Here is a 25895-nt window from a genome sequence, read left to right on the forward strand (position 1 = left end):
TGAGTCCGGCCGCGTCCAGGGGCGAGCGGTGCGGGGGCGAGCCGCCGCTCGCCTTGTGGCCGGTGGTCATCCCGCGGGTCCAGGACGGCAGTCGGGGCTCGCGCGAGGCCGGCCGCTCGGAGCGCGCGCCCGCGAGGGGGGCCGCGCCCGCGTGGGGGTCCGCGCCCGCGTGGGGGTCCGCGCCCGCGAGAGAGCCAGGACCCGCGAGGGGGCGTGTCACCACGGTGGACGCCCGCACCACGGCGGGTGGACCGGCGCGGCCGTCGGCGACCCGGCGGGCCAGTTCCCGCGCGTCGGGCGGGCGGGCGTCCGGCTGCTTGGCGAGCAGGTCGAGGACGATCCGCTCGAAGTACCCGGGCAGCTCCGGGCGGTGGCCGCGCGGCGGCGCCGGCGGTGTGTCGCGGTGCCCGACGAGCACCGCCCAGGCGTCGTCGAGGTCGAACGGCGGGGCGCCGGTGGCGATTTCGTACAGGACGCAGCCCAGCGAGTACAGGTCGCTGCGGTGGTCGACCGGGGCGCCGCTGATCTGCTCGGGCGACATGTAGTGCGGGGTGCCCATGGCGATGCCGGTGCCGGTGAGCCGCGCGGTGAAGCCGATGTCGTGGCCGAGGCGGGCGATACCGAAGTCGCAGATCTTCACTGTGCCGTCGGTGAGCCGCATGATGTTGGCGGGCTTCAAATCCCGGTGCACGATGCCCTGTTCATGCGTGTACGCCAGGGCGTGTGACACCTGCTCGGTGATCTCCACGATGTCGGGTACGGCCAGCGGATGCGCCTTGTTGTCCTCCAGGAGCTGGCTGAGGTTGCGGCCCTCCAGGAGCTCCATCACCAGGTACAGCACACCGTCGTACTCGCCGAAGTCGTGGACCACGGTGACCCCGCGGTGCTGCAGCGCCGCCGCGACCCGCGCCTCGCGCCGGAACCGCTCGCGCAGCACCCGCGTGAACGACGGATCGTGCTGCGGCCCCAGCGGTTTCAGGCACTTGACGGCGACCCTGCGCCCCAGCGACTCGTCGCGAGCCCGCCACACCTCGCCCATGCCCCCGCGCCCGATCAGCTCAAGCAGCCGGTACCGGCCTTGGATCAGCCTGGTGTCCGCCATCGCGTGCAGTCGCCCCCGTCGCCTCGCTGCGCCCTCCCCGGCTAGGTCCTGTCGTCAGACTCCCGCCGTTCATCCCCTGGGCAGGCGGAATTCTGACGACACGACCTAGTCCAGTATGGCCGTCTGACCGCGCAGTGTGTACGGTGCCGGACGGCTGGCCGGGCCGAGGCGTTCCATGGCCCGCAGGATGTGCTTGGGCGGCAGTTGCCAGCGGACCCTGGCGGGTATGCAGCGCAGCAGGTTGCCGGCGGTCCGCAGCCGCAGGTCCACGGTCTCGGGCGGCGGGGCGGGTCTGCCGTACAGCGCGTGCGCCCAGGGCGGCAGCGCGCCGTAGGCGAGGTTCGCCACCCGCCGCCACAGCAGCTCCCGTGCCGGGGTGAGCAGCGGGTGGGTCGGCGGACGGCGCAGGAAGGCGTCCACGTCGCGGGCCTCGGCCCCGGCGGCGAGTTCGGGACGTATCCGCGCGAAGTACGCGGCGAGCTCCGCCCGGTCGGCCGGTACGCCTTGCGGATCGAGGCCGACGAGGCGGGCGCTCTCGCGCTGCTCGTCGATGTACCGGTCGGCGTGGGCGTCGCTGATCGGCAGGCCCGAGCGGCGGGCGACCTCCAGATACGAGTCGATCTCGGCGCAGTGCACCCAGAGCAGCAGCGCGGGTTCGTCGACGCCGTAGCGTTCGCCGGTGTCCGGGTCGGTGGCCTTGAGGTGGCGGTGAATCCCGCGCACCCGGGCGCCGGCCCGCTCGGCCGCCTCGGTGGTCCCGTAGCTGATGGTGCCGACGAAGTTGGCGGTACGCAGCAGGCGGCCCCAGGCGTCCTGGCGGAAGTCCGAGTTCTGGATGACTCCGCGGACGGCGCGCGGATGCAGCGCCTGGAGGTACAGCGCCCGCATGCCCGCGATCCACATGGCGGGGTCGCTGTGCGTCTGCCAGGTGACGGATGCGGGGCCGAAGAGCCCTGGGTCCGCTGTGCTCACGCTCGTACCTCCCGATCCACCCGGTCCACCCGGTCCACCCGGTCCACCCGGTCTCCCCGGTCCACCCGATCCTCCCCCTGCCGGTTTCAGGCTAAGCGGGGAGACGGGTCGGCCGCCCTGGGCCAAAGCACCACATAGCACCCGAGGACCCAGTCGTTATATCCGGAGTCTTGACAGTGACGTAACGCACCCGCATTCTCATCGACACCTGCTAATTCGATTTAGCCGATGCCGATGCCGATGGAGGAGTGGGACAGCGATGACCGCACGCCGCGTGACCATGGCCGACGTCGCCCGCAGCGCGGGTGTCTCGCCGACGACCGCGTCGTTCGTGCTGTCCGGCAGGACCGATATGCGCATCTCGGACGCCTCCCGCGAGAAGGTCCTCGAGGCCGCGCGCGTGCTGGGCTACCGCCCGAACGTCACCGCCCGCAGCCTGCGCACGAAGTCCACCCAGACCATCGGCCTGGTCTCGGACACCATCACCACCACCCCGTTCGCCGGTGAGGTGATCCGCGGCGCGCTGGAGGCCGCCCGCGCCCGCGACCACCAGCTGTTCATCACCGAGACCGGAGGGAACCACGAGGCGGAACCCGGCCTGGTCAACGGGCTGCTCGACCGGCAGGTCGACGCGCTGATCTACGCGGCGATGTACACCCACTACGTCACCCCGCCCAAGGAGCTGCACGGCCGCCGGGTCGTGCTGCTGAACTGCCTGGCCCCCGGCTTCGACGCCCCGTCCGTCATCCCGGACGAGATCGAGGCCGGTCGCGACGCCGGACGCGCCCTGCTCAGAGCCGGACACACCTCCGGCATCTGGGCCATCGGCGGCCACCAGGCGATCCCCGCCACCCCCGAGGGCGTCTTCGCGGGCAACGAGCGCATGCGCGGACTGCGCGAGGTGCTGGACGCGGCGGGGGTGACGCTCGACGGGGTGGTCGAGTCCGACTGGAGCACCGAGGACGGCTACCGCGAGGTGCGCGCCCTGCTCGCCGCGGGGCACCGGCCGCGCGCACTGGTCTGCTCCACCGACCGGATCTCCTTCGGCGCCTACCAGGCGCTCGCCGAAGCGGGTCTCACCATCCCCGACGAGGTGTCCGTCATCTCGTACGACGACCAGGACATCGCCTCCTGGCTGCGGCCCGCGCTGTCCACGCTGGCCCTGCCGCACTACGAACTCGGCCGCACCGCCGTGGAGTTGATCCTCGGCGAGGCGCCGCTGGGCGCCGGTATCCACCGGCTGCCGATGCCCCTGCGTGAACGGGCGTCCGTCGCCCCGCCACGCCCGTAGCCGCTCCACCGCAACCGCACGAACGCCGGTGGGGCCGGGCTGCCACCCGACCCCACCGAAGGCTCATCCCCCAGCACGCGACTGACCACGAGGACGGACGAACCATGCGCACACCCATCGTAGCCGCGGCCTGCGCCGCGTTGGCCCTGGCGATGACCGCCACCGGCTGCTCGGGCTCGACCGGCGCCGCCGCGGACGGCGCCACCTGCGACGGAAAGATCGACGGCAAGTCCACGATCACCAGCTTCTACCACGGCGGTGGCGACGAGAAGAAGACGTTCCTGTCCCTGGTCAAGCAGTTCAACGCCGGTCAGGACCAGGTCACCGTCAAGGTCCAGAGCGTCCCCGAAGGCACCTACAACGACTCGGTCCAGGCCGCCGCGGCCTCCGGCAAGCTCCCCGAGGTCCTCGACTTCGACGGCCCGAACCTCTACAACTACGCCTGGAACGGCAACCTCATCCCGCTGGAGGAGTGCCTGTCCGTGAAGACGCAGGACGACCTGCTGCCGTCCATCGTCGAACAGGGCACGTACGACGAGAAGCTGTACGGCGTCGGCGCCTTCGACTCCGGCCTGGTGCTGTACGCGTACAAGTCGGCCCTCAAGGAGGTCGGCGCCCGCGTCCCGACCGGCATCGACGACGCGTGGAGCGCCGAGGAGTTCACCGACATCCTCGGCAAGCTCAAGAAGAAGGGCTACGACCGGCCGCTGGACCTGCACATGTGGTATGGCCGCCAGGGCGAGTGGTTCTCCTACGGCTTCGCCCCGATCATCCAGTCCGGCGGCGGCGACCTCATCGACCGCGACAAGTACCAGAGCGCCAAGGGCGTCCTGGACAGCGACAAGTCCGTCAAGGCGATGACCACCTTCCAGTCCTGGTTCACCGACAAGTACGTGGACACCGAGGCCCAGGACGACACCCCGTTCCTGAAGAAGAAGAGCCCCATCGCCTGGAACGGCATGTGGGCGTACAAGAACGGCTACAAGAAGGCCGCCGGGGACGACCTCGCCGTCCTCCCGCTGCCCGACTTCGGCACCGGCAGCAAGAACGGCATGGGCTCCTGGCAGTTCGGCATCACGCGCACGGCGAAGGACCCGGACGCCGCGGCCGCGTTCCTCGAGTTCCTGCTGAAGAAGCAGAACCTGATGACGACGTACGAGACCGTGGGCGCGCCGCCCGCCACCAAGACGGCGCTCGCGGAAACCGAGATCTATGCCGCCGACGGCCCGATGAACCTCATCACCGACGGACTCAACCAGGCTCCGAACGTCGCCGTGCCGCGCCCGCAGACTCCGGCCTACCCGGCCATCACCCAGGCGTTCGCCCAGGCCGTGGACGACATCAGCCAGGGCAAGGACGTCAAGAAGGCCCTCCAGGCGGCGGTCGGCAAGATCGACCAGGACATCCAGGACAACGCCGGCTACGCCGCGCAGGAGTAACCCGCACACCTGCGGCCCCGCCGTCCTGTCCCAGCCCGGTGCGGCGGCGATGCGCGTACCGCCCGCCGCCGCACCGCCCCCTCCTCGTCCGTACCGCCTCGTCGACCCACCCGAGGACCCGTCATGCCCACAACCCGCCTCACACGCGCCGCCAAGGACCGCGTGTCAGGACACGGCGCCGACCGGCCGCCGCCCACCACCGTCCCCACCTCAGCCCTGCCCAAGAGCGGCCCGCTCAAGAAGCGGCGGCGTACGCGCGAGGGCCTGGCCGCCGTACTGTTCTCGGCGCCCGCCATCGCCCTGCTGCTGCTCTTCCTGGTCGCCCCGTTCGTCTCCGCCGTGGTGCTCTCCTTCACCAACCAGCGGCTCTCCTCGCCGCTCCCGGTCGCGTTCGTCGGGTTCGAGAACTACCAACGCATCTTCACCGACCCGCAGTTCTGGCGGTCCTTCGGCAACAACTCGCTGTTCGCGGCGCTCGTCGTCCCGCTCCAGACCTCGGCCGCGCTGGGCCTGGCGATTCTCGTCAACCGGCAGCTGCCCGGGCGGGTGTTCTTCCGTACGGTCTACTTCCTGCCGACCGTGACCGTGATGGCCGTGGCCGCGGTGGTCTGGAAGCTGCTGCTGCTTCCCGAGGGCGGTCTGGTCAACGGGGTTCTGGGCACCCTCACCTTCGGGCAGCTGCAGCCGGGCTGGCTGTCCAGCACCAGCTGGGCGATGCCCGCGATCGTGCTCACATCCGTCTGGCAGGGCGTCGGCTTCCAGATGGTGATCTTCCTGGCCGGGCTGCAGGCCATTCCGCAGTCGCTGTACGAGGCGGCCCGGGTGGACGGCGCAGGCGCCTGGCAGCAGTTCCGGCATGTCACCCTGCCGGGTCTGCGCAACACCCTGATCTTCGTGCTGAACGTGACCGCGATCTTCGCGTTCCGCCTCTTCGACCAGGTCTATCTGATGCCGCAGTTCCCGGGCGGCCCGCTGGACTCGACCCGCACGATGATGCTCCAGCTGCTGCAGACCGGCTACACGCGGCGGATGATCGGCCAGGCCTCGGCGATCGCCGTCTTCTTCTTCCTCTTCGTCCTCGCCGTGACGCTGATCCAGCGCCGGCTCGGCCGCGAGGAGCGTGCCGTCCGATGAACACCCGTACCGCTACGCGCCCTTCGGCCCCCGTACGACGTCACACCCGACGCCGTACGCACAACCTGCCGCTGCATTACGCGGTGTGCACCCTGGTCGCGGTGGTGATGCTGGTCCCGCTGGTCTTCATGTTCGCGGGCGCGCTCAAGCCCAACGAGGACGTACTCGGCGACGGTGCCGGGTGGCGGGCGCTGGTCCCGGCCGAGGTGAGCCTCGACAACTTCGTCAGCGCCTGGGAGCGGTCCGCCTTCGGGCAGCTGCTCTTCAACTCGCTGCTGATCTGCTCACTGACCGTCGTCGGCGGCCTGATCGTCAACTCGATGTTCGGCTACGCGCTGGCCCGACTGCGCTGGACGAGCCGCAACGCGGTCCTCGCGATCGTCGTCGCCCTCATCATCATCCCGTTCGAGTCGCTGGCGATCCCGCTGCTGCTGATGGTCACCGAACTGGGCTGGCTCGACACCTACCAGGCGCAGATCATCCCCTTCGTCGCCAACCCCTTCTTCGTCTACCTCTTCTACTCCTTCTTCCTCGCCCTGCCACGGGAGTTGGAGGAGGCGGCGCGGGTCGACGGGGCGGGCCCCTGGCGGACCTACCGCAGCGTGATCGTGCCGGTCTCCAAGCCCGCGTTCGCCTCGGTCGCCATCCTCAGCTTCCTGATGACCTGGGGGCAGCTCCTGTGGCCGGTGATGGTCACCCGCAGCGAGTCGGTGCGCCCGCTGCCCGTCGGCATGGCTGTCTTCCAGACGCTGCCGCCGCTGCAGTGGGGGGACATCATGGCCTTCGCCGCGATGATGACCGTCCCGATGCTCGTCGTGTTCCTCATCTTCCAGCGGGCCTTCGTCCAGGGCGTGGCCGCACAGGCGGTCAAGGAGTGACCCAGCACATGCACCTCACGGTCCAGGAAACCAACCGGGACACCAGCCGAGACGCCGACCGGGACGCCGACCGGGACCCGCACCTGCCCACCGTGCATACGCGGCCCCCGGCCAACTGGATCAACGACCCCAACGGCCTGGTCCACCACGACGGTTGGTACCACCTCTTCTTCCAGTACAACCCCGACGCACCGGTCCACCGCCAGGTGCACTGGGGCCACTACCGCAGCCGCGATCTGCTGCGCTGGGAGGCGCTGCCCATCGCGCTGGCGCCCACCCCCGGCGGGGAGGACGCCGACGGCGTCTTCTCCGGCAACGCCGTCTCGCACGACGGCCGGATCACCGCGTTCTTCTCCGCGCACCGCGACGACCGCTCCTTCCAGCCGGTCGCGGCCGCCGACTCAGGGCCCGACGGCACCGTCTTCACCAAGCGGCCCGCCCTGCTGGTGCCCGAGCCGCCCCAGGGCGTCACCACCTTCCGCGACCCGTACGTCTGGCGCGACGGCCAGCGGTGGCGGATGCTCGTCGGCGCCGGGCTGCGCGACGGGCGGGGCGCGGCGCTGCTGTACGAGTCCGACGACCTGGAGTCCTGGACGTACCGCGGGCCGCTGCACACCCGCGCCGACCGGGGCGGCCGGGGCGATCAGGTCGAGGGCGGGGCGGGCGTGCGCACCGGCGAGGCGTGGGAGTGCCCGCAGCTGGCCGTGTACGAGGACGGGCGCGCCCTGCTGCTGNCTGGACGTACCGCGGGCCGCTGCACACCCGCGCCGACCGGGGCGGCCGGGGCGATCAGGTCGAGGGCGGGGCGGGCGTGCGCACCGGCGAGGCGTGGGAGTGCCCGCAGCTGGCCGTGTACGAGGACGGGCGCGCCCTGCTGCTGACCAGCGCCTGGTACCAGCGCACCGGGCCAGGACAGGTCGTCGCCTGGGCCGGTACGGCCGACGGGGACCGCTACCACTTCGGCGCCCCTTTCCGGTTCGACCACGGGCCGGACTTCTACGCCCCCGCGCTGCTGCGGGCTCCTGACGAGCGCTGGCTGCTGTGGGGCTGGTCGTGGGAGGCGCGGGAGCGGCCCGGCGACTGGGCGGGGGTGCTCACGCTGCCCCGCGAGGTGACGCTCACCCCGGACGGCCGGGCCCATCAGGCCCCGGCTCGGGAGCTGGTGGGCCTGCGTACCGGTCGGCCGCTGACCGTCGTACGGGACGCGCTGCCCGGCGAGTCGGTCGAACTCGGCACCTGCGCGGGCGCGACGGACATCACCGTCCGGATCGACTTCGGTGCGGAGGCCGCCTGGGGCCTGCGGGTCGTCACCGGGGACGATCCCGCCGAGTATCTGGACCTGGCGGTGGTGGACGGTGCGCTGCTCGTCGACCGCGGGCACGCGTCCGGCGACCCGCGCGCCCATGTCGGCACGTGCCGCATGCCGTTGCCTCAGGCCGCGCCCGGTCACAGCGTCGAGCTGCGGCTGATCCTGGACCACTCGATCGCCGAGGTCTTCAGCGACCTGGGCGAGGCCCTGACGTTGCGTCACTATCCGTCCGGTACCGGGCCGTGGCGCCTTCTCTCGCGTGGGCTCGCCGCTCATCCCGTACAGCTGGACCTCGTGGCGCACACCCTCAGCGCCCCGGCGGGTGACGAGCGATGAGTGGGTCCTCGCGGGTCACGGTCGTGGGCGAAGTGCTCGTCGATCTCCTGTGGCGGTACGGCGCGCGGCAGGTGGAGCCCGTGCCCGGGGGCAGCCCGGCCAACGTCGCGGTGGGGCTGCACCGGCTGGGCCGCCAGGCGACGCTGGTCACTGCGTGGGGCGACGACGCACCGGGCGCCATGGTCCAGGCCCATCTTGAGGGGCAGGGGCTCGACGTGCGCCGGACCGCATCGGCCTCGGGTCGGACCACGATCGCCCTGGCCCATCTGGACGCCGAGGGCTCGGCATCGTACGACTTCCTGGCCGCCTGGGACCCGACGGATCTGGTCGTACCGGATGACACCGCCGTGCTGCACACCGGGTCGCTCGCCGTGGTCGTCGAGCCGGGCGCGTCCCAAGTGCTGCGGCTCTGTCGCGCGTTGCACGGCGCGCCCGGCCGGGCCGTCGTCGCCGATCTCAACGTCCGGCCCCAGGTCCAGCCGGACCGGGACGCCTATCGTGCGGCGTGTCTGCGGCTGGCCGGGGTCACGGATGTCGTGAAGGCCAGCGACGAGGACCTCGGCTGGCTCTTTCCAGACCTCGAACCCGTCGCGGCGGCCCGGCTGTTGCTCGCCGCTGGGCCTCGCCTGGTGGTGGTGACGCTCGGCGGCGACGGCGCGCTCGCGGTCACCGCCGACACGGAGGTACGGGTCGGGGCCCCGGAGGTCGCGGTGGCGGACACGGTGGGCGCGGGCGACGCCTTCCAGGCGGCGCTCCTGGATGCGCTGGCCGCGCATGCGGCGGGAAGCGCCGATGTGCCGTTCCCGCTGCCGCTCTCCCCCGAAGGTCTCGTAGCGGTCCTGACACGGTGCGCGGCGGCCGCGGCGCTCAACTGCACCCGCGTCGGCGCCGATCCGCCGAGCGGGGCCGAGCTGGACGCCGTGTGCCGGATCGGGGCCGCGCCGCCGCCCAGCGGGCCGGGCGCGGGCTGACTTCACGCGTGGGGTCACAGCACGGGGTCACAGCGCGGGGTCACAGCGCGGGGTCGTCGAACTGGCTGAGCAGAGCGTCGGCGAGTGCGTCGCCCTCGAGGGCCTCGCCCCCGCCGTTGTGGAGGAGCTGTTCGGTCCAGATGAGCTTCCCGCCGGGCACATGGCGTGTCCCCCAGCGATGCGCGAACTGGGCCACCAGGAACAGTCCGCGGCCGCCTTCGTCCGTGATCGCCGCCCGTTGGATATGCGGCGCGGTACTGCTGCCGTCCGACACTTCGCAGGTCAGGGTGCGATCGTGCAACAGTCGCACCCTGATCGGCGGCGCCCCGTACCGGATGGCGTTGGTGATCAGCTCGCTGAGGATCAGTTCGGTGGCGAACGCGATCTCCTCCAGCCCCCAGGCCGCCAACTGCGCTCCGCACTGCGCCCGCACCGTCGCCACGGCCGCCGGGTCCGGCGGTACGTCCCACGTCGCCACCTGCGACGGCGGCAGCAACCGGGTGCGTGTCACCAGCAGAGCGATGTCGTCGGTGGGGTGCGCGCTCAGCGTCGCGTCCAGCGCCGCCTGGCACGTCTCCTCGGCCGTACGCCCGGCCCCGCCCTCCAGCGCTCCGCGCAGCAGGTCCAGACCGACGTCGATGTCACGGTTCCTGCCCTCCACCAATCCATCCGTGTAGAGCGCCAGTTGTGAGCCCTCGGGCAGGTGCAGCTCGGCGGTCTCGAAGGGGTGGCCGCCCAGGCCGAGTGGCGGGGAGACCGGCACGTCAGGGAACGCGACGGTGCCGTCCGGGTGCATCACCGCCGGGCCCAGGTGGCCCGCGCGGGCCATCGTGCAGACCCCCGTCACCTGGTCGTAGATCGCGTACAGACAGGTCGCCCCCGTCACTCCCGCGCTCTCCTGGCCCGCCGTGTCCTCGCCGACGTTCTCCTCGGCATCGATGCGGCTGACCAGTTCGTCCAGGTGCCCGAGCAGCTCGTCCACCGGCAGATCCAGTGCGGAGAAGTTGTGCACCGCGGTGCGCAGCCGCCCCATCGTCGCCGCGGCGTGCAGTCCGTGGCCCACCACGTCCCCCACCACCAGCGCCACCCGTGCGCCGGGCAGGGGGATGACGTCGAACCAGTCCCCGCCGACGCCCGCCTCGGCCGGCAGATACCGCCAGGCCACCTCCAGCGCGCTCTGCTCCGGCAGCCCCCGTGGCAGCAGGCTGCGCTGCAGGGTGACCGCCGTCGCACGCTCGCGCGTGAACCGCCGCGCGTTGTCGACGCAGACCGCCGCCCGCGCCGCCAGTTCCTCCGCGAAGACGAGGTCGTCCTCCTCGAACGCCGGCGAATCCCCCGCCCGCCAGAACGTCGCCAGCCCCAGCACGACACCCCGCGCCTGCAAGGGCACCGTCACCAGCGAATGCAGCCCGTGCTCCAGTGCCCCGCGGGCGCGTTCCGGGTCCTGCTCCCGCCACCCGCTCGCCTCCCGCAGATCCGCCTCCAGCACGGCCCGCCCCAGCTCCAGCGCCCGTGTCTGCGGTGTCGTGGGCACAAACGTGATCAGCTCTCCCACCGGGTAGAGCGGCAGCATCGCCGGATCGCCGCTGATCGCCGTGCGCCGCATCTGCCGCCATGTCTCCCGCGGCTCCTGCCCACGCGCCACGGCGTCCAGCAGATCCACCACGACGATGTCGGCGAACCGGGGCACCGCCACGTCCGACAGCTCCTGTGCCGTCCGCACCACATCCAGCGTCGTACCGATCCGTACGCCCGACTCGTACAGCAGCTCCAGCCGCTCCCGCGCCACCTCCGCCCGCCCCGACACCGCTGCCAGCTCCGTGGTGTCCCGCAGCGTCACCACGGAGCCGGACGGCCCGCCGTACGGGGCCGTGGGGCGTTTGTTCACCGCCAGCAACCGGTCGCCGGCCAGGTGCACCTCATCGGTGACCGGCTCGTCCGACGCCAGCAGCCGGGCCATGGCCGCGCCAAGCCCCAGCTCCGCCACCCGTCGCCGCTCCGTGTCCGCGTCCGCGGGCAGGTCGAGGAGCCGCCGCGCCTCGTCGTTCGCCAGGAGGAGCCGCGCTTCGGCGTCGATGATCAGCACGCCTTCACGTACGGCGTGCAGCACCGCGTCGTGGTGCTCGTACATACGTGCCATCTCCACCGGGCCCAGGCCGTGCGTCTGCCGGCGCAAGCGCCTGGCGACCAGTGCCGTCCCGGCCGTGGACAGGGCGAGCGCGGCCGCGCCGGTGCCCAGGATGATCGGCAGCTGCCGTTCGACCAGACCGGTGGCGTTCTGGACCGTGACCCCGGCGGACACCAGCCCGACGACCGAGCCGTCGGCGTCGAACACCGGGACCACCGCCTGGACGACCTGCGCCCGCACCCCGGGCCTGACGGGCCCCTCGGCGCTCTCGATGACGGTGCGGCCCGCCAGCGCCGGTTCGATGGTGCCGATGAACTTCTTCCCGATGAAGCGCGGATCGGGCTGCGTGTAGCGGATGCCGTTCGTGTCCATGACGATGATGAAGTCGACACCCGCCCTCTTCCGGGCGGCTTCGGTGCGCGGCTGCAGCACCGCCGTCGGGTCCGGGCTGTCCAGCACCTCGACCAGGCCCGGGGCGTGCGCGAACACCTCGGCGGCGGCCACCGACCGGTTCCGGGCCTCCCGCTCGCTGTCGTTCCTCGCCTGGAGCACCAGGCCCGCCACCGCGGCCGCAACCAGCAGCATCACGATCACGACCTGCAGTACGAACACCTGTCTGGCGGCGCTGCGCAGGTTCAGCCGGGCGCGCAGTCCTGAAGCGGAGCCCGCGGCCGTTTTCCGCTGTCCCATGCCGACTCCTGGGTGACGTGATCGCGCAGCGCGGTCGCTCTCCGCTCACCGCGCTCCCTCACCCACTCTCCGCCCACAGGCGAAGCGCGGCAAAACAACGGGTACCACTCTGTGCTCAGCGGCGCACCCGCGGCATGCCCAGGCCGATCCAGGAGATGATCTCGCGCTGGATCTCGTTGTTGCCGCCGCCGAAGGTGAAGATGACCGCAGAGCGGTAGCCGCGTTCCAGTTCGCCGTGCAGGACCGCGCCCGCGGAGGCCTCTTTCAGCGGGCCCGCCGCGCCGACGACCTCCATCAGCCAGGCGTAGGCGTCGCGGCGGGCCTCGGATCCGTAGACCTTGACGGCGGAGGCGTCCTGCGGGGTGAGGGTGCCCTCCTGGACGGCGTTCACCATCTGCCAGTTGAGGAGCTTCATCGCGTCCAGTTTGGTGTGCGTCCTGGCCAGGCGCCTGCGCACCCAGCCGAGGTCGATGACGCGGCGGCCGTCGGTGAGTTTGGTGTCGGCGGCCCAGCGCTGGACGTCGTGCAGGGCGCGGATGGCCATGGTGCCGTGTGCGGCGAGGGTGACGCGTTCGTGGTTGAGCTGGTTGGTGATCAGCCGCCAGCCCTTGTTCTCCTCGCCGACGCGGCGGGTGACGGGGACCTGGATGTTCTCGTAGTAGCTGGCCGTGGTGTCGTGCGAGGCGAGGGTGTTGATGAGGGTGCAGGAGTAGCCGGGGTCGCTGGTCGGCACCAGGAGCATGGTGATGCCCTTGTGCGGCGGGGCGTCGGGGTCGGTGCGGACGGCGAGCCAGACCCAGTCGGCGGTGTCGCCGTTGGTGGTCCAGATCTTCTGCCCGTTCACCACGTACGTGTCGCCTTCGCGCACCGCCCGCGTCTTGAGCCCGGCGAGGTCGGTGCCCGCGTCCGGCTCGCTGTAGCCGATCGCGAAGTCGATCTCGCCGGAGAGGATCTTCGGCAGGAAGTACTCCTTCTGCTCCTCGGTGCCGAACCGCATCAGGGTCGGGCCTACGGTGTTCAGCGCCATCAGCGGCAGCGGCACCACGGCCTGGGCGGCCTCGTCGAAGAAGATGAACTGCTCCATCGGGGTCAGGCCGCGGCCCCCGTATTCCTTGGGCCAGCCGACACCGAGCCAGCCGTCGGCACCCAGACGGCGGATCGTCTCGCGGTAGAAGCGCTTCTGCGCCGCGGGCTCGGCGTACCGGGCGTGGGAGTCGTCCGGCACCAGCTCGGCGAAGTACGCACGCAACTCGGCGCGCAACCGCTGCTGCTCGGGCGTGTATGCGAGGTGCACGGCCCCTCCTGGCTCTCGCTGACCGTTGGGCGACGGCGCACACAGTAGAACTTGTTTCAGTAATGGGGAAGGGCGGCGAGCGGCAAGAGGTGCCCCGGTCGCGCGGTGCGGAGACGATGGTGGAGTGATCGACGTCGGCCAGCTGCTCGTCGCCTTCGGGACGCTCGGGGTGTTCGCTGTGCTGTTCCTGGAGGCGGCTGTACTGATCGGAGTCGTCCTGCCGGGCGGGACCACGCTGTTCACGGCCGGGATGCTGGCTGCCGCGGGTGAGGGCGGGCTCTCGCTGCCGTGGGTGCTACTGGCCGGTACGGCGGGCACCGTGCTGGGTGTGGAGGCCGGTTACTGGACCGGACTGCGCGCCGGGCCCCCGCTGCTGGCCCGGCTGCGCGGGGAACGGCTGCGCGCCGGGGTCGCGCGGGTCGAGGAGCTGCTCGCGCTGCACGGCCCGGTCGCGGCGGTGCTGGTGGCCCGCTGTGTCCCGGTCGCGCGAACCCTGTCAGGGCCGGTCGCGGGTGCGCTGGGTATACCAGTGCGCACGTTCACGCTCTGGCAGTCGGTGGCCGGGGTGGTGTGGGCGTCGGCCACCACCTTGTGCGGGTACTTCCTGGGGTCGGTGCTGCCCGGCCTGCAGGCCTATCTCCTGGTGTTCGGGGTGATGCTGCTCGTGGTGCTGATCGTCTCCGGGGTGCGGCGGCACGTGCGGGTCCGGCGCCGCTGAGAGACGCACAGGCAGGCCCTCAGGCCTTGGCCAGGACGCGCAGGGCGTCCTCCTCCGGCGAGCCCGGCGGCGCGGTGTAGACGAGCAGGCTCAGGTCCGGGTCCTGGGGGAAGTGGGTGATCTCGTACGAGAGGGTCAGCGGGCCCGCGTCGGGGTGGTCGATGCGCTTGAAGCCGTACGCCTTGGTGCGTACCGCGTGCTGGTTCCAGTACCTGCGGAACTCCTCGCTCCGTTCGGTCAGGTCCTCGACCAGCCGCCACAGCTCCGGGTCGTCGGGGAACCGGCCGGCAGCGATCCGCAGCTGCCCGACCGCCTCGCGGGCGACCATGTCACGGTCGGGGTAGCGGCGGCCGATCTCGTCGTTCAGCAGATGGAGGCGGCAGAGGTTGCGCTCGGCCGGTGGCAGTTCCCCGAAGTCGGTGATCAGCGCGCAGGCGGGGCGGTTCCAGGCGAGTACGTCCATCCGGCGCCCCATGGCGAGGGCCGGGGCAGAGATCCAGTCGAGGAGTTGCTGGACTCCGGTGCGCTCGGTGCCGACCGGTGACGGATGCCGCGGGTCGTCGCCCGGCTGTGGTGGCCTGGCCAGCCGGTAGAGGTGGGCGCGCTCGTCGCCGTCCAGGCGCAGCGCGACGGCCACCGCGTCCAGGACGGCGTCCGACGCGCTGCGGTTGCGCCCCTGTTCGAGCCGTACGTAGTAGTCGACGCTGACCCCGGCCAGATGGGCGAGCTCCTCACGGCGCAGCCCTGGCACCCTCCGCGGTCCCGCGCCGGACGCGAACCCGACGTCCTCGGGCCTGATCCGGGCCCGCCGCGACCGCAGGAATTCGCCCAACTCCTTCTGTGGCTGCATGGGTTCATTAAATCGGTCCCCAGGTTTCGGCGTCCCCGGGTACGGCCGTACCCAGGCACGGCAGGGCATCGGGAGCGGGCGGACCGCGGGCCGAGCATGGGCCGTACGAGCCGACCGTCGACCGTGCGAGCCGACCACGGGTCGTTCGGGCCAACCACGGTCATACCGGCCAACCACGGGCCGTACGGGCCGATCCCCCAGCCGAGGAGATGCACAGATGCGCGCCAGGACACGACTGACCTCACTGGCCGGGGCGGTGGCGGCCTTGCTGATGGTGGCCGCACCGGCGGACGCCGGGCAGACCACGCCGCCGCCCGACCCGGCGCCCGGTGGTCCGCAGCGCCCGTACGAGCCCGATGTCCCGGGGCCGGAGAACATCGACTCCCTCACCGCGTCCGTCACCCCGGACGGCGGCACCGCGCGGGGCGTCCGGGTGGCCTTCGACCGCAGCAGCCGCGCGGAGCCCGAGGGGCCCCCGGCCGCGGCCCGCAGGTTCGTCTTCCTCTTCGACCGGTCCCTCGTCTTCCGGCCGGAGGCCTTTCCGACCTGCTCCCGCGCCACGATCGAGGAGCACTCCCTCGCGGCATGCCCGAAGAACTCCGTGGTCGCCGAGGGCACCAGCCACCTCTATCCGGAGGGCCGGACGGAGGTGTACGCCGTCAACACCCGCCACCCGGGCGGCGCGCGCGGCGCCCTCGTGGTCATCCCGGCGAGCGACACCGCCCTGGAGCTCACCTGGGAGCGCGTCAGCGACCCGTACCGCAAGCGCGGTTACCGCTGGGCGCTCGACGAGATCCTGCCGCCGGGCGACACCCCGCCCGAGGAGCGGGTGGGCACCCGCCGGTTCGAGCTGACCTGGGGCGCGACGCGCCGTCTCGGCGACCGTACGGTCAGCTTCGCCGAGTCCACCGCGCGCCCGGGCGACAAGCTGCGGATCGGGCTGTGGAGCGAGTTCGTCACCGGCCAGGTCGTACTGCCGGAGACAACCGCGGTCCGTCCCTGAGGAACCGAAGTCGAAGGTACGCCGCGCGACTTCCACGAAGGGGACGAGTGGGGACAACGGTGAGGGACCCTTGCCTCTGCTGATAATTTCTACCGTGTAGTAGATGGAAGCTGCCTGGTCCGGGCTCGGGCCAGGCACACCCCCGATACCGTACGGAGTTCTCTCATGGCCCTGTGGGACCGCGTCAAGGAGTCCGCGTCACAGATGCAGACCCAGCTTGTGGCGAAGAAGAACGACCTCAAGAGCGGCGCCTTCCGTGACGCCAGCATGGCGATGTGCGCGCTGGTCGCCGCTGCCGACGGCAGCATCGACCCGGAGGAGCGCCGCAAGGTCGCCCAGCTCATCATGAGCAACGAAGTGCTGCAGAACTTCCCGGCCGACGACCTGCAGCGGCGCTTCGACGACAACTGCAACAAGCTGACCGCCGACTTCGACTTCGGCAAGGTCAGCGTGCTGCAGGAGATCGGCAAGGCCAAGAAGAAGCCGGCCGAGGCCCGTGCCGTCGTCCAGATCGGCATCGTCATCGGCGGCGCCGACGGCGACTTCGACAAGGACGAGCAGGCCATCGTCCGCGAGGCCTGCTACGCGCTGGGCCTGCCGCCGCACGAGTTCGACCTCTGAGCTCAGGCTTCGCGCCGGGCTCGCGTGGGTAACGCCACCGGGCCCGGCTCCGCGCCTGGGGTTCAGAGCCTGTCCTTGACCCCCCGCCTGCGCGCGAACGGCGGGGGTTCAAAGACAGGCCCTCAAGCTCGGCGGCTCCACTCGGGTTCCACCTCGGCCCAGGCCCGCTCCCACTCGGCCATCCGGCAGCGGTGGATGCCGCGTCGCAGGAGCAGCCACACCCCCACGGCCACGGCCACGCTTCCGGCCCCGGCGGCGACTGCCATCGTCACCGCCTCTGCCCGCACATCGGCGTCGCTCCTCGGTGCGGCGGTGATCCGGCCCCGCTCGTCGAGCCAGACGTCGGTGCGGCTGCCGCGCTTGGTGCCCGCGGGCACCGAGGCGGCCCCGGTCCGCCGCTGCCCGGCGCTGTCGGTCCACCGCACCGTGGCACGGTACTTCGACGAGGTTCCCGAAGCGACCCAGGAACCTCCTGTCGAGGCGGCGTCCTCCGCCAGCGTCGCCTGCACCAGCTGCCGCGACGCCCGTTCCCGGTCGGCCCGCGCCCGGGCGGAGTCGTACGCCGACCCGCCACCGACCAGACCCATCAGCGGTACCCCCAGCAGCAGAACGACCCCCAGCAGCACCCGGGTCCAGTGCTCGATCACATCCGAGCGGCGACGTGATCGGGGTGGGGGCTTCATCGCTGTCTCCTCATCGGCGCGGCTGTCCACCGCGCCGGGACTGCCCGCGCGTACGTTGCCCGGCCGGTGGACCCGCTGAGAGCGAACGTGAGGCCAACGCGCCGCGCCCCAGGGACGGGAGCGGCTACCGGCGGAGGGCCGGTAGCCGCTCGCGCGCTCAGGTGTGCCGCACCGGGATGGTCTTGGTGCCCGTCTTGGTCTCCGGCACCGGGACCTTGATGGTCAGCACGCCGTCCTGGTAGTCCGCCGTGGCGTCGTCGCCGCTCGCTCCGGCGGGCAGCCGGACCGAGCGTGCGAAGGTGCCGTAGCGGAACTCGGTGTGGTGCCTTTCGGTGGTCTGCGTGGCGCGCTCGGCGCGCAGCGTCAGAATCCCTTCCGCGACGGTGAGTTCGACGTCCTTGGCGGGGTCGATCCCCGGCAGCTCGGCGCGGAGGGTGTACATGCCGTCGGTCAGGGACTCCTCTATGCGGATGCTGTGCAGCCCCGGAGCCATGTGCAGCCCGGGAAGGCCGGTCTCGACCCAGCCGAACAGGTCCGGCAGCGGTGGCGGCCAGCCGGGAAGTCGCTCGATCATGCCACTCATCTCGCCCTCCTCTGTGTGGTCCGTGTCGTGTGCTGGGTCGAGCGTCCCGCCACCGCGGCCGTCCGGCGAGTGCCGAGCGGTACCCCACCGGGCCCGAATGGTCCCTGCCCGCCGAACAGGCTTGCCTCGACAGTGGGTTGAGGGACGGGACCCGTACACCGTCCATGACGGTGGCGAACAGAGGGGGGTCGGCATGCGCAAGCCGGTGCTGGTGGGAGTCGACGGATCGGCACGCAGCCGTGCGGCGGCCGACTGGGCCGCGTGTGCCGCGCTGAGCCGCGGACTGCCGCTGCGGATCGTCCATGTGTCCCCGGTGGACGAGGCGGCCCAGGCTCACCTGTGGCCCTGCCGCCGGGTACCGCTGCCCGAGGGCGTGGTGGCGGAGGTCGCCGCGCGGCACCCGGAGGCGGAGCTGACGGGGGTCCGGCTCAGCGGTCCGACCGTTCCCGCGCTGCTTGCGCACGCCGCGGCCGCGGAGCTGGTCGTGCTCGGTACCCGCGGCGCCGGCGGCTTCGCCGGGCTCGCCCTCGGCTCCACGGCCCTGGCCGTCGCCGAGCACTGCACCCGGCCGGTGGCCCTGGTGCCGAGCGGCCTCGCCTGCCAGGGCACGGGCCCGCGGCCGCACCCGGTCACGCTGGGCGTCGACGCCCGTCGACCGGACGAGGCCGCCATCGACTTCGCCTTCCACGCGGCGGAGCGCCGCGGCGCCCGGATGCGCGCGATACACGCCTGGGCGCTGCCCTCGCCGACCGCCGAGTGGATGCCGTTCGCGGTGCCCGAGCAGGACCGCGGCCGGTGGGAGGACCGCGAGGTGCAGTTGCTGGCCGACGCGCTGCGCCCCTGGCGGGACAAGTATCCGGACGTGCCCGTGCTGCAGGACGCTGTCCTGTTCAGCCCGGCGCAGGCGCTGGTACGGGCCTCCAGGCGGACGGAGCTGATGGTGGTGGGGCGGAGCGGGACGACCCTCGGACCGGCGGTGGACGCGCTCGCGCACCACATGGGAAGCCCGGTCGTCGTGGTCCCGTCGTGACGGACTCGCGCCTCCCCGAGGAAAGTCGACTCACTCGTGCGCGACGACCGCCACCGGGCAGCTCACATGGTGGATCGCCATATGGGCGACCCGCCCTGTGTGGCTTCCGACCACCGTATGGCGCAGTTGCCGGCCCACGACGAGCAGCCCCGCGCCCCGCGCCGCCTCGACCACCTCATGGACGGGCCTGCCGTTGACCACCTGCGCCCTGACCACCACGGTCGGGAACTTCTCCCGCCACGGGGCGAGTACGGCGGCCAGCTCATCCTCTTCCCGCACGGCCCGCTGTGCCTGCGCGCCACCGTCCCGCTCCGCGCCGCCATGGCCGCTCGGCAGGTGCCAGACGTGGAACACCCGCAGCGGCGCGGCGCGGTACTGGGCGGCTCCGAAGGCGAAGTCGAACAGCGGCCCGCACTCGTGCCGCAGGTCGACGGCCAGCGCCACGTCCCGGCATGGGGTGCGGCTACGGCTGCCAGGGCGGCCGTCCGGCAGCGGCAGGTGTTCGTCGGCCTCCGAGCAACCCGCGCGTACCAGGACCACCGGCCGCCGCACCTGCGCCAGCGCCGCCATCGCCACGGAACCGGCGAAGAACCCGCTGAGCGGGCCGAGCCCCTGGTTTCCGAGGACCAGCAGCTCCGCCGTCTCCGCCTCGGACACCAGAGTCGGGACCGGCGGCCGCTTGATCTGCTCCGCGCTGATGTACACCTGCGGATAGCGCTCGGACAGCCGCTCCATGGCGCCGCGCACCACCCGCCGCGCCCAGTACTGCGGAACCCTCAGCTCAGGCAGCCGAGCCGGCTCCTCGTCGTTCGGCAACCCCTCCCAGGCGTGCACCAGCCGCAGGGGCAGCCCGCGGCGCAGCGCCTCCCTGGCCGCCCAGTCCGCCGCGGCCAGGCTCTCCCGGGAACCGTCCAGGCCTACCACGATCGCCTTGATCATCACTGCCGCCTCTCAGAGCCTGTCTAGCCGGTCCGTGCCGCGAGGAACCGTGCGGCGTCGGCCAGCGTGTCGAAGTCGGGGTAGTCGTCCTCGGCGATGCGTACGCCGGTGCGTTCGGAGAGGATTTCCACCAGGCTCAGGAAGTCGAGCGAGTCGAGTTCCAGCGCGTCACGGAACTTGTCGTCGGGTCCGATGCCGATGAAGTCCGCGTCCGGGACGATCTCGGTGATCGCCTCCTTGACGAGGGCCAGGGCTTCGGTGCGGTCGAGATGACGGATCATCACAGCTCCTCGGGTTTCTGCAGCAGACGGTCGACGGCGGCGAGGTAGCGTGCTCCAGTCGCGCCGTCGGTGGCTCGGTGGTCGGCGGAGAGCGTGGCGGTGACGACGGGGCGTACGCCGACCATGCCGCCCTGGGCCCAGGGGCGTTCGACGACGGTGCCGAAACCCACCAGGGCCACCTGGGGCGGGTAGATCACGCCAAGCACGCTCTCGACGCCCTGGTCGCCCAGACTGGTGACGGTCAGCGTCGCCCCGGAGACGTCCGCGCCGCGCAGCCGTCCCTTGCGGGCGCGCCCCACCAGGTCCTTGAGCTGGGCCATGAGCTCCGGCGGCTTCAGTGTGTCGGCCTCGTGGATCACCGGTGCGAGCAGTCCGCCGTCCCGCAGCGAGACCGCCACGCCGAGGTGCACTCCCGCGCCGGGTTCGAAGCCGCCGTTCTGCCAGAAGCCGTTGAGCTCCGGGACCCGGCGAGCGGCCACGGCCGCGGCCTTGAGCAACAGGGCCGCGGGGACGAGCCGTTCGCCCGGCGGGTGGTCGCGGTTGTGCCGCCGCATCCAGTCCATGGCGGTCGAGAGGTCGACGGTGGTGGAGAGGTAGTAGTGCGGGATCTCCCGCTTGGCACGGGTCATCAGCTCGGCGATGGCCTGGCGCATCGCGGCCGACCGCTGTGCCTCCCTGCTCGTGGGGGCGGCGGCGTGTGCCGGGGCGGCGGTGGCGGACGCGCCGGATGTCCGTGCGCGTACGGCCGCGTGCACATCAGCGGCCCGGATGGCTCCGCGATGACCGGTGCCCCGCAGGGAGGCGAGGTCGATGTGCTGTTCACCGGCGAGCCGTCGGGCGTACGGGGTGGCCCGCACCCGAGGTGGCGGGTGCGGTGCGCCGGCCCACTGCTCGACGTCGGCGCGAGTGATTCGGCCACCGCGTCCCGTGCCGTGCACGGTCGCCAGGTCGACCCCCCGCTCGGCGGCGAGATGCCGTACGAGCGGGCCCGCTTCGGCCTGCGCGGCAGCGGGCGCGGGTGCGGGAGTGACGGGCGGCGGGGCAGCTGCGGAGGGCGCCGGGGTGAGGGGCGGTGCGGGAGCGCGGTCCCGGTGGGCCGCCGGAGCGGTGGGCTGCGGTGGGACTTTCGGCGCGGGCCCGCTCGCCGGGCGGTCGCCGCCGACCGGTTCCTGCGGTGCCCGCGGAGCCTGTGCGGCGGCAGACGACCCGGCCGGGGCCTCCGGTGGCGCCACGACGGCCGAGGCCTTCGGTGACGCCGCGTCCCCCACCGCCTCGATGGTGGCGAGTGGCGTCCCCACCGGCAGGACGTCCCCCGGCTCGGCCAGCAGCCGGGTCACCGTCCCGGACTCGAAGGACTCGACCTCGATGGCGGACTTGGTGGTCTCGATGACGGCGATCGGCTCGCCCTTGGTCACCGAGTCGCCGGGCGCCACCAGCCACTCGGTGAGGGTGCCCTCGGTCATGTCGGCACCGAGGGACGGCATCCGGAACTCACCCACGGTGACCCACCGCCTCACGGGCCGCGGCGGCGATCCCGGCCGCCTGCGGGATCGCCGCCTCCTCCAGTTGCCGGGCGTACGGGATCGGCACCTCGGCGGCGCACACCCGGCCGACCGGCGCGTCCAGTTCGTAGAAAGCCTGCTCGGTGATCCGTGCCGAGATCTCGGCGGCGAGACTGCCGGTGCGCCAGGCTTCGTCGACGATGACGACGCGGTGGGTGCGGGCCACGGAGGCCATGAGGGTGGCGTCGTCGAGGGGGCGTAGCGAGCGCAGGTCGATGACCTCGGCGTCGATGCCGTCCGCCGCGAGGAGGTCCGCGGCGGCGAGTGCCTTGGGCAGGCAGCCGCCGTACGTGATGAGCGTGATGTCGTGCCCGGGGCGCCGGATGACGGCGGAGCTCAGGTCCACGGGCCCGTCGGGCGGGGCCGGTTCGCCGGAGACGTTGTAGAGCGAGCCGTGCTCGAAGATCACCACGGGGTCGGGGTCGGCGAGCGCCGGGGCGAGCATCCCGCGGGCGTCCTCCAGCGTGGCGGGGGCCAGTACCCGGATGCCGGGGATGTGCGCGTACCAGCCCTCCAGGCTGTGGGAGTGCTGGGCGGCGAGCTGTCGCCCGGCGCCGGTGGTCATCCGGATCACCACGGGGACCGAGAGCTGTCCGCCGGACATGTGCCGGAGGGTGGCGGCGTTGTTGAGGATCTGGTCGAGGGCCAGCAGGCTGAAGTTGACCGTCATGATCTCGACGATCGGCCGGAGTCCGGCGATGGCGGCCCCGATGCCCATGCCGGTGAACGCGGACTCGGACAACGGCGTGTCCCGTATCCGGTCGGGGCCGAACTCCTCGATGAGACCGAGGCTCACGCCGAAGGCGCCGCCGTACCTGCCGACGTCCTCGCCCATGAGGAACACCCGCTCGTCGGCGGTCAGCGCCTCGCGCATTGCGTCGCGGAGTGCCTCGCGGTAGCTGGTCTTCATCGCGGTGCCTCCGTGTGGACATGGCGCAGCAGATCGCTGACCGGTTCCGTGGGCGCGGCCTCCGCGGCGGCCTCCGCCCGGGCGACCTCGTCGGTCGCCCGGCGGTCGAGTTCGCCATAGGAGGCGTCGTCCAACTCGCCGTCCGCGCGCATGCGTTCGGCCAGGACGGCGATGGGGTCACGGGTGCGCCAGTGGGCGATCTCGACCTTGTTGCGGTAGCGGTCGGGGTCGTACATGGAGTGGGCGCGGTACCGGTAGGTGCGCAGTTCCAGGAAGTGCGGGCCGTGTCCGGCGCGGATGCCGTCCACGGCACGGCGGGCGGCCGCCTCGACGGCGAGTACGTCCATGCCGTCGACCGCCCAGGCGGGCATGCCGTACGAGGCGGCGCGCATCGCCAGATCCGTCTGGGCGTGCTCGGCGGCGATCGGCGTGCCCATGGCGTAGAGGTTGTTCTCGCAGGCCAGCAGGAGGGGCAGATTCCACAGGGCGGCGAGGTTGGCGGTCTCGTGGAACTCGCCCTCGGCGAAGGCTCCGTCGCCGAAGTAGCAGCAGACGACTGCCTGGCCGCCGCGCATCCGCTCGGCGAGTGCGATTCCGGCGGCGAGTGGGATGCCGCCGCCGACGATGGCGTTCCCGCCGTAGAAGCGGCGGCCCACGTCGAAGAGGTGCATGGAGCCGCCGCGGCCGTGGCTGCAGCCTGTCGACTTGCCGAACATCTCCGCCATGACGGCTTCGGTGGGTATGCCGCGGGCGAGGGCGTGGCCGTGCTCGCGGTAGGTGGAGACCACGGCGTCGTCGGGGTCCAAGACGGCGCCGAGGCCGGTCGCGACTGCTTCCTCTCCGATGTAGAGGTGGACGAAGCCGCGGATCTTCGTGGCGCTGTAGAGCTCGACGCAGCGCTCCTCGAAGCGGCGGATCAGCAGCATGGAGGCGAGGAGGTCGCGGTGGTGTTTGGCCGCGGCGTCGTGGCCCTTGCCCTGTGCTGCGGCCTTCTCGGGCGGCGCTGCGGTCTTGGCGGCGCTCGTGGCCTCGGTGTCGCCCGTGGCCTTGACGGGGCCCGTCGCCTTGGTGGTCTTCCTGCGTGAGGTGGTCATGACGTGTCCTCCGCCGTCTCCAGGGTCGAGGTGTCACCCTCGGGCAGGCCCAGTTCCCGGGCCCGCAGCAGCCGCCGCATGACCTTGCCGCTGCGGGTGTGCGGCAGCTGCTGGTCGAAGGCGATCTCCCGGGGCGCCACGGCGGGTCCCAGCCTGCGGCGCGCGAAGGCCAGCAGCTCGCGCCGGAGCCGTTCGTCCGGCACGGCAGCGGGGCGCAGCGACACATAGGCCTTCACGATCGTGCCCGCGGTGTCGTCGGGACGGCCGATCACTCCGGCCTCGGCGACCAGCGGGTGTTCCAGCAGGGTGCTCTCCACCTCGAAGGGGCTGATCAGATGCCCGGCGGACTTGATCACGTCGTCGGCCCGCCCGACGAACCAGAAGTAGCCGTCGGAGTCCCGGCGGACCACGTCACCGGTCAGGTACCAGCCGTCGGCGAAGCTCGCGGCGTAGCGCTCCTTGGCGTGCAGGTAGCCGCGGAACATCGAGGGCCAGCCGGGCCGCAGGGCCAACTCGCCTTCCTGGTCGGGCCCGTCGACGTTCCGTACGCCGCCCGTCGGTGACCGCAGCGCCCGGCCGTCGGGGCCGCGGGCGAGCACGGTCGCCTCCACGCCGGGCAGCGGGCGGCCCATGGAGCCGGGTTTGACGGGGCAGGCCGCCAGATTGGCGATCATGATGCAACCCGTCTCGGTCTGCCACCAGTTGTCGTGGATGGGCAGGCCGAGCACGTCCCTGCCCCACAGCACGGCCTCGGGGTTGAGCGGCTCGCCGACCGAGGCGATGAAACGCAGCGCGGACAGGTCGTAGGAGCGCGGCAGGTCGTACGGCCCTTCGCGGGGTGTGGCCCGCATCAGCATGCGTACGGCGGTGGGAGCGGTGTACCAGACGGTGACCCGCTCCTCGGCGAGAATCCGGTACCAGCGGCGTGCGTCGAAGTCTCCCTCGTCCACGACGACGGTCACCCCGTGGGTGAGCGGGCCGATGATCCCGTACGACATGCCGGTGACCCAGCCGGGGTCGGCCGTGCACCAGTACACGTCGTCCGGGTGCAGATCGAGGGCGTACGCGGCGGTGATGTGGTGGGCCACGACGGCCTCGTGGACATGGACCGCGCCCTTGGGGACGTCGGTGGTGCCGCTGGTGAAGTGCAGCAGCGCCATCTCGTCGGCGTCGGTACGCGGCACGGTGAAGTCCTCGGATGCCGCGGCCATCAGCGTGTCGTAGGAGAGTGTGTCCAGCAGGTCCTCGTCGTGCTCGCCGACGATCAGTACGTGGGCGAGTTCGGGCAGGCGCTCCCTGATCGGGGCGACCTTGCGCCGGTACAGGGGCGCGGTGGTGACCAGGACGCGGGCGTTGCCCAGGCTCATCCGCTGCGCCACCGGCTCGGGCCCGAAGGCCGAGAACAGCGGGCACAGCACGCTGGCGTTCTTGAAGGTGCCGAGCACGGCCGTGAACAGCTCGGGGCAGCGGCCGAGCAGGGTGAACACCCGGTCGCCGCGCCCCACCCCGAGCGAGCGCAGCACATGGGCGAAGCGGTTGGTGAGCAGGCCGAGTTGGGCGTACGAGACGGCCTCGACGGTGCCGTCCCGGCGTACGCAGCGCAGGGCGGTGTGCGCGCCGCGGCCTTCGGTGATGTGCCGGTCGACGGCCTCGTATCCGATGTTGAGCCCGCCGTCGGGGAGTCCCGCCAGCTGGGCACGTGCCTCGGCCCAGGTGAACTCCGCGCGGGCTCCGGCGTAGTCGGCGAGACGGGGGGTGATGCGGGGCCGCGCCTCCTTGGTGATGGCCTCTGGCGCCATGGCTATCACTCCCGGCCCGCGTGGACCGGTCCGCGCACGGGTTCCGTGTCGCGGGGTGCGGCGACGGGGCGGCCACCGGATGGCCCGCCCGTGGACGGACCGTGTTCGCGGTCACCGCCGCGCGGGTCGGCGTGGCCGGGCCGCTGCCGGCGCCCGCGGCCGTAGCAGGCCTCTGCGCCGATGGTGGCCAGGTATACGGCGGCCATCGCGATGACCAGCAGCGTGACGAACAGCGTCCAGAATTCGGCGGTCAGTGTGGTCCGCACGGTCCGCCCCCT

General features: G+C 72.1%; 25 protein-coding genes. 11 read left to right on the forward strand and 14 right to left on the reverse strand.

Annotated elements, in window-relative coordinates:
- Positions 1 to 1102 (reverse strand): serine/threonine-protein kinase (locus U9R90_RS20025; protein WP_411058019.1); only part of this gene is annotated, 1102 nt, incomplete at its 3' end.
- A 105-nt stretch (positions 1103 to 1207) separates the two neighbouring features.
- Entirely contained in the window at positions 1208 to 2074 is an 867-nt protein-coding gene (locus U9R90_RS20030) for an oxygenase MpaB family protein (RefSeq protein ID WP_411058020.1), read from the reverse strand.
- Positions 2075 to 2333: 259 nt separating this feature from the next.
- Between U9R90_RS20030 and U9R90_RS20035 the strand changes: the two genes are divergently transcribed.
- The 7 genes from U9R90_RS20035 (at position 2334) to U9R90_RS20065 (ending at position 9432) form a co-directional block, all read left to right on the forward strand.
- Entirely contained in the window at positions 2334 to 3365 is a 1032-nt protein-coding gene (locus U9R90_RS20035) for a LacI family DNA-binding transcriptional regulator (RefSeq protein WP_411058021.1), read from the forward strand.
- Positions 3366 to 3469: 104 nt separating this feature from the next.
- The gene (locus tag U9R90_RS20040; RefSeq protein ID WP_411058022.1) at positions 3470 to 4804 is read left to right on the forward strand and encodes an extracellular solute-binding protein; all 1335 of its coding nucleotides are present in this window, start codon (positions 3470 to 3472) and stop codon (positions 4802 to 4804) included.
- Between the two features lie 123 nt (positions 4805 to 4927).
- Entirely contained in the window at positions 4928 to 5938 is a 1011-nt protein-coding gene (locus U9R90_RS20045; protein WP_411058023.1) for a carbohydrate ABC transporter permease, read from the forward strand.
- Positions 5935 to 6816: a carbohydrate ABC transporter permease gene (locus U9R90_RS20050; protein ID WP_411058024.1), complete on the forward strand. Its 882-nt coding sequence runs from the start codon at positions 5935 to 5937 to the stop codon at positions 6814 to 6816. Before U9R90_RS20045 ends, U9R90_RS20050 begins: the two co-directional genes overlap by 4 nt.
- Positions 6817 to 6824: 8 nt before the next feature.
- Entirely contained in the window at positions 6825 to 7697 is an 873-nt protein-coding gene (locus tag U9R90_RS20055) for a glycoside hydrolase family 32 protein (protein ID WP_411058025.1), read from the forward strand.
- Entirely contained in the window at positions 7628 to 8461 is an 834-nt protein-coding gene (locus tag U9R90_RS20060) for a GH32 C-terminal domain-containing protein (protein WP_411058026.1), read from the forward strand. Before U9R90_RS20055 ends, U9R90_RS20060 begins: the two co-directional genes overlap by 70 nt.
- Positions 8458 to 9432, forward strand: coding sequence for a PfkB family carbohydrate kinase (locus U9R90_RS20065; protein ID WP_411058027.1), 975 nt, complete (start codon positions 8458 to 8460; stop codon positions 9430 to 9432). Before U9R90_RS20060 ends, U9R90_RS20065 begins: the two co-directional genes overlap by 4 nt.
- Before the next feature lie 40 nt (positions 9433 to 9472).
- Here U9R90_RS20065 and U9R90_RS20070 read toward each other — a convergent pair whose 3' ends face one another.
- Together U9R90_RS20070 and U9R90_RS20075 are read right to left on the reverse strand one after the other, a co-directional pair.
- Positions 9473 to 12250: a SpoIIE family protein phosphatase gene (locus U9R90_RS20070; protein ID WP_411058028.1), complete on the reverse strand. Its 2778-nt coding sequence runs from the start codon at positions 12248 to 12250 to the stop codon at positions 9473 to 9475.
- Between the two features lie 115 nt (positions 12251 to 12365).
- A complete protein-coding gene (locus tag U9R90_RS20075) occupies positions 12366 to 13544 on the reverse strand; it encodes an acyl-CoA dehydrogenase family protein (RefSeq protein WP_411058029.1) in 1179 nt (392 codons plus the stop codon).
- A gap of 124 nt (positions 13545 to 13668) precedes the next feature.
- Between U9R90_RS20075 and U9R90_RS20080 the strand changes: the two genes are divergently transcribed.
- Positions 13669 to 14262 carry a DedA family protein gene (locus U9R90_RS20080; protein WP_411058030.1) on the forward strand — a complete coding sequence of 198 codons (594 nt, stop codon included), beginning with the start codon at positions 13669 to 13671 and terminating at the stop codon, positions 14260 to 14262.
- Between the two features lie 19 nt (positions 14263 to 14281).
- Here U9R90_RS20080 and U9R90_RS20085 read toward each other — a convergent pair whose 3' ends face one another.
- Positions 14282 to 15112 (reverse strand): helix-turn-helix transcriptional regulator, encoded by an 831-nt coding sequence (locus tag U9R90_RS20085; RefSeq protein WP_411058031.1) that lies wholly within the window; start codon positions 15110 to 15112, stop codon positions 14282 to 14284.
- A gap of 217 nt (positions 15113 to 15329) precedes the next feature.
- On the opposite strand from U9R90_RS20085, the gene U9R90_RS20090 reads away from it, so the two are divergent.
- Positions 15330 to 16115, forward strand: a complete 786-nt coding sequence (locus tag U9R90_RS20090; protein WP_411058032.1) for a hypothetical protein — start codon at positions 15330 to 15332, stop codon at positions 16113 to 16115.
- Positions 16116 to 16280: 165 nt separating this feature from the next.
- Entirely contained in the window at positions 16281 to 16736 is a 456-nt protein-coding gene (locus U9R90_RS20095; RefSeq protein ID WP_411058033.1) for a tellurite resistance TerB family protein, read from the forward strand.
- A 122-nt stretch (positions 16737 to 16858) separates the two neighbouring features.
- On the opposite strand, the gene U9R90_RS20100 is transcribed toward U9R90_RS20095, so the two are convergent.
- Positions 16859 to 17419 carry a hypothetical protein gene (locus U9R90_RS20100; RefSeq protein ID WP_411058034.1) on the reverse strand — a complete coding sequence of 187 codons (561 nt, stop codon included), beginning with the start codon at positions 17417 to 17419 and terminating at the stop codon, positions 16859 to 16861.
- A 157-nt stretch (positions 17420 to 17576) separates the two neighbouring features.
- Positions 17577 to 18002: an Hsp20/alpha crystallin family protein gene (locus tag U9R90_RS20105; protein WP_411058035.1), complete on the reverse strand. Its 426-nt coding sequence runs from the start codon at positions 18000 to 18002 to the stop codon at positions 17577 to 17579.
- Positions 18003 to 18195: 193 nt separating this feature from the next.
- On the opposite strand from U9R90_RS20105, the gene U9R90_RS20110 reads away from it, so the two are divergent.
- Positions 18196 to 19032: a universal stress protein gene (locus tag U9R90_RS20110; protein WP_411058036.1), complete on the forward strand. Its 837-nt coding sequence runs from the start codon at positions 18196 to 18198 to the stop codon at positions 19030 to 19032.
- 30 nt (positions 19033 to 19062) lie between these two features.
- Here the strand turns inward: U9R90_RS20110 and U9R90_RS20115 are convergent, their stop codons facing one another.
- The 7 genes from U9R90_RS20115 to U9R90_RS20145 are packed head-to-tail and all read right to left on the reverse strand — an operon-like array spanning position 19063 to position 25883.
- On the reverse strand, positions 19063 to 19971 hold the full coding sequence (locus U9R90_RS20115; RefSeq protein ID WP_411058037.1) for a universal stress protein: 909 nt from the start codon (positions 19969 to 19971) through the stop codon (positions 19063 to 19065).
- Between the two features lie 23 nt (positions 19972 to 19994).
- Positions 19995 to 20252, reverse strand: a complete 258-nt coding sequence (locus tag U9R90_RS20120; RefSeq protein ID WP_411058038.1) for an acyl carrier protein — start codon at positions 20250 to 20252, stop codon at positions 19995 to 19997.
- Positions 20252 to 21751: a dihydrolipoamide acetyltransferase family protein gene (locus tag U9R90_RS20125; protein ID WP_411058039.1), complete on the reverse strand. Its 1500-nt coding sequence runs from the start codon at positions 21749 to 21751 to the stop codon at positions 20252 to 20254. Before U9R90_RS20125 ends, U9R90_RS20120 begins: the two co-directional genes overlap by 1 nt.
- Complete coding sequence (locus tag U9R90_RS20130; RefSeq protein ID WP_411058040.1) at positions 21744 to 22724, reverse strand: alpha-ketoacid dehydrogenase subunit beta; 981 nt, start codon at positions 22722 to 22724, stop codon at positions 21744 to 21746. Before U9R90_RS20130 ends, U9R90_RS20125 begins: the two co-directional genes overlap by 8 nt.
- Positions 22721 to 23818, reverse strand: coding sequence for a pyruvate dehydrogenase (acetyl-transferring) E1 component subunit alpha (pdhA, locus tag U9R90_RS20135; RefSeq protein WP_411058041.1), 1098 nt, complete (start codon positions 23816 to 23818; stop codon positions 22721 to 22723). Before pdhA ends, U9R90_RS20130 begins: the two co-directional genes overlap by 4 nt.
- The gene (gene acsA, locus U9R90_RS20140) at positions 23815 to 25617 is read right to left on the reverse strand and encodes an acetate--CoA ligase (RefSeq protein ID WP_411058042.1); all 1803 of its coding nucleotides are present in this window, start codon (positions 25615 to 25617) and stop codon (positions 23815 to 23817) included. The genes pdhA and acsA overlap by 4 nt, the downstream gene beginning before the upstream one ends.
- Positions 25618 to 25622: 5 nt before the next feature.
- Positions 25623 to 25883, reverse strand: a complete 261-nt coding sequence (locus U9R90_RS20145; protein WP_411058043.1) for a hypothetical protein — start codon at positions 25881 to 25883, stop codon at positions 25623 to 25625.
- Positions 25884 to 25895 lie beyond the last annotated feature (12 nt).

Origin of the sequence: Streptomyces sp. E11-3 (assembly GCF_046540415.1) — a bacterium.
Classification (GTDB): Bacteria; Actinomycetota; Actinomycetes; order Streptomycetales; family Streptomycetaceae; genus Streptomyces.

Excerpts from the sequence above, each read along its gene's own strand:
- U9R90_RS20035 (WP_411058021.1), top strand. The coding sequence starts at position 2,334 with ATGACCGCACGCCGCGTGACCATGGCCGACGTCGCCCGCAGCGCGGGT.
- U9R90_RS20040 (WP_411058022.1), top strand. The coding sequence starts at position 3,470 with ATGCGCACACCCATCGTAGCCGCGGCCTGCGCCGCGTTGGCCCTGGCG.
- U9R90_RS20045 (WP_411058023.1), top strand. The coding sequence starts at position 4,928 with ATGCCCACAACCCGCCTCACACGCGCCGCCAAGGACCGCGTGTCAGGA.
- U9R90_RS20050 (WP_411058024.1), top strand. The coding sequence starts at position 5,935 with ATGAACACCCGTACCGCTACGCGCCCTTCGGCCCCCGTACGACGTCAC.
- U9R90_RS20065 (WP_411058027.1), top strand. The coding sequence starts at position 8,458 with ATGAGTGGGTCCTCGCGGGTCACGGTCGTGGGCGAAGTGCTCGTCGAT.
- U9R90_RS20070 (WP_411058028.1), bottom strand. The coding sequence starts at position 12,250 with ATGGGACAGCGGAAAACGGCCGCGGGCTCCGCTTCAGGACTGCGCGCC.
- U9R90_RS20085 (WP_411058031.1), bottom strand. The coding sequence starts at position 15,112 with ATGCAGCCACAGAAGGAGTTGGGCGAATTCCTGCGGTCGCGGCGGGCC.
- U9R90_RS20090 (WP_411058032.1), top strand. The coding sequence starts at position 15,330 with ATGCGCGCCAGGACACGACTGACCTCACTGGCCGGGGCGGTGGCGGCC.
- U9R90_RS20095 (WP_411058033.1), top strand. The coding sequence starts at position 16,281 with ATGGCCCTGTGGGACCGCGTCAAGGAGTCCGCGTCACAGATGCAGACC.
- U9R90_RS20100 (WP_411058034.1), bottom strand. The coding sequence starts at position 17,419 with ATGAAGCCCCCACCCCGATCACGTCGCCGCTCGGATGTGATCGAGCAC.
- U9R90_RS20105 (WP_411058035.1), bottom strand. The coding sequence starts at position 18,002 with ATGAGTGGCATGATCGAGCGACTTCCCGGCTGGCCGCCACCGCTGCCG.
- U9R90_RS20110 (WP_411058036.1), top strand. The coding sequence starts at position 18,196 with ATGCGCAAGCCGGTGCTGGTGGGAGTCGACGGATCGGCACGCAGCCGT.
- U9R90_RS20115 (WP_411058037.1), bottom strand. The coding sequence starts at position 19,971 with ATGATCAAGGCGATCGTGGTAGGCCTGGACGGTTCCCGGGAGAGCCTG.
- U9R90_RS20120 (WP_411058038.1), bottom strand. The coding sequence starts at position 20,252 with ATGATCCGTCATCTCGACCGCACCGAAGCCCTGGCCCTCGTCAAGGAG.
- U9R90_RS20130 (WP_411058040.1), bottom strand. The coding sequence starts at position 22,724 with ATGAAGACCAGCTACCGCGAGGCACTCCGCGACGCAATGCGCGAGGCG.
- pdhA (WP_411058041.1), bottom strand. The coding sequence starts at position 23,818 with ATGACCACCTCACGCAGGAAGACCACCAAGGCGACGGGCCCCGTCAAG.
- acsA (WP_411058042.1), bottom strand. The coding sequence starts at position 25,617 with ATGGCGCCAGAGGCCATCACCAAGGAGGCGCGGCCCCGCATCACCCCC.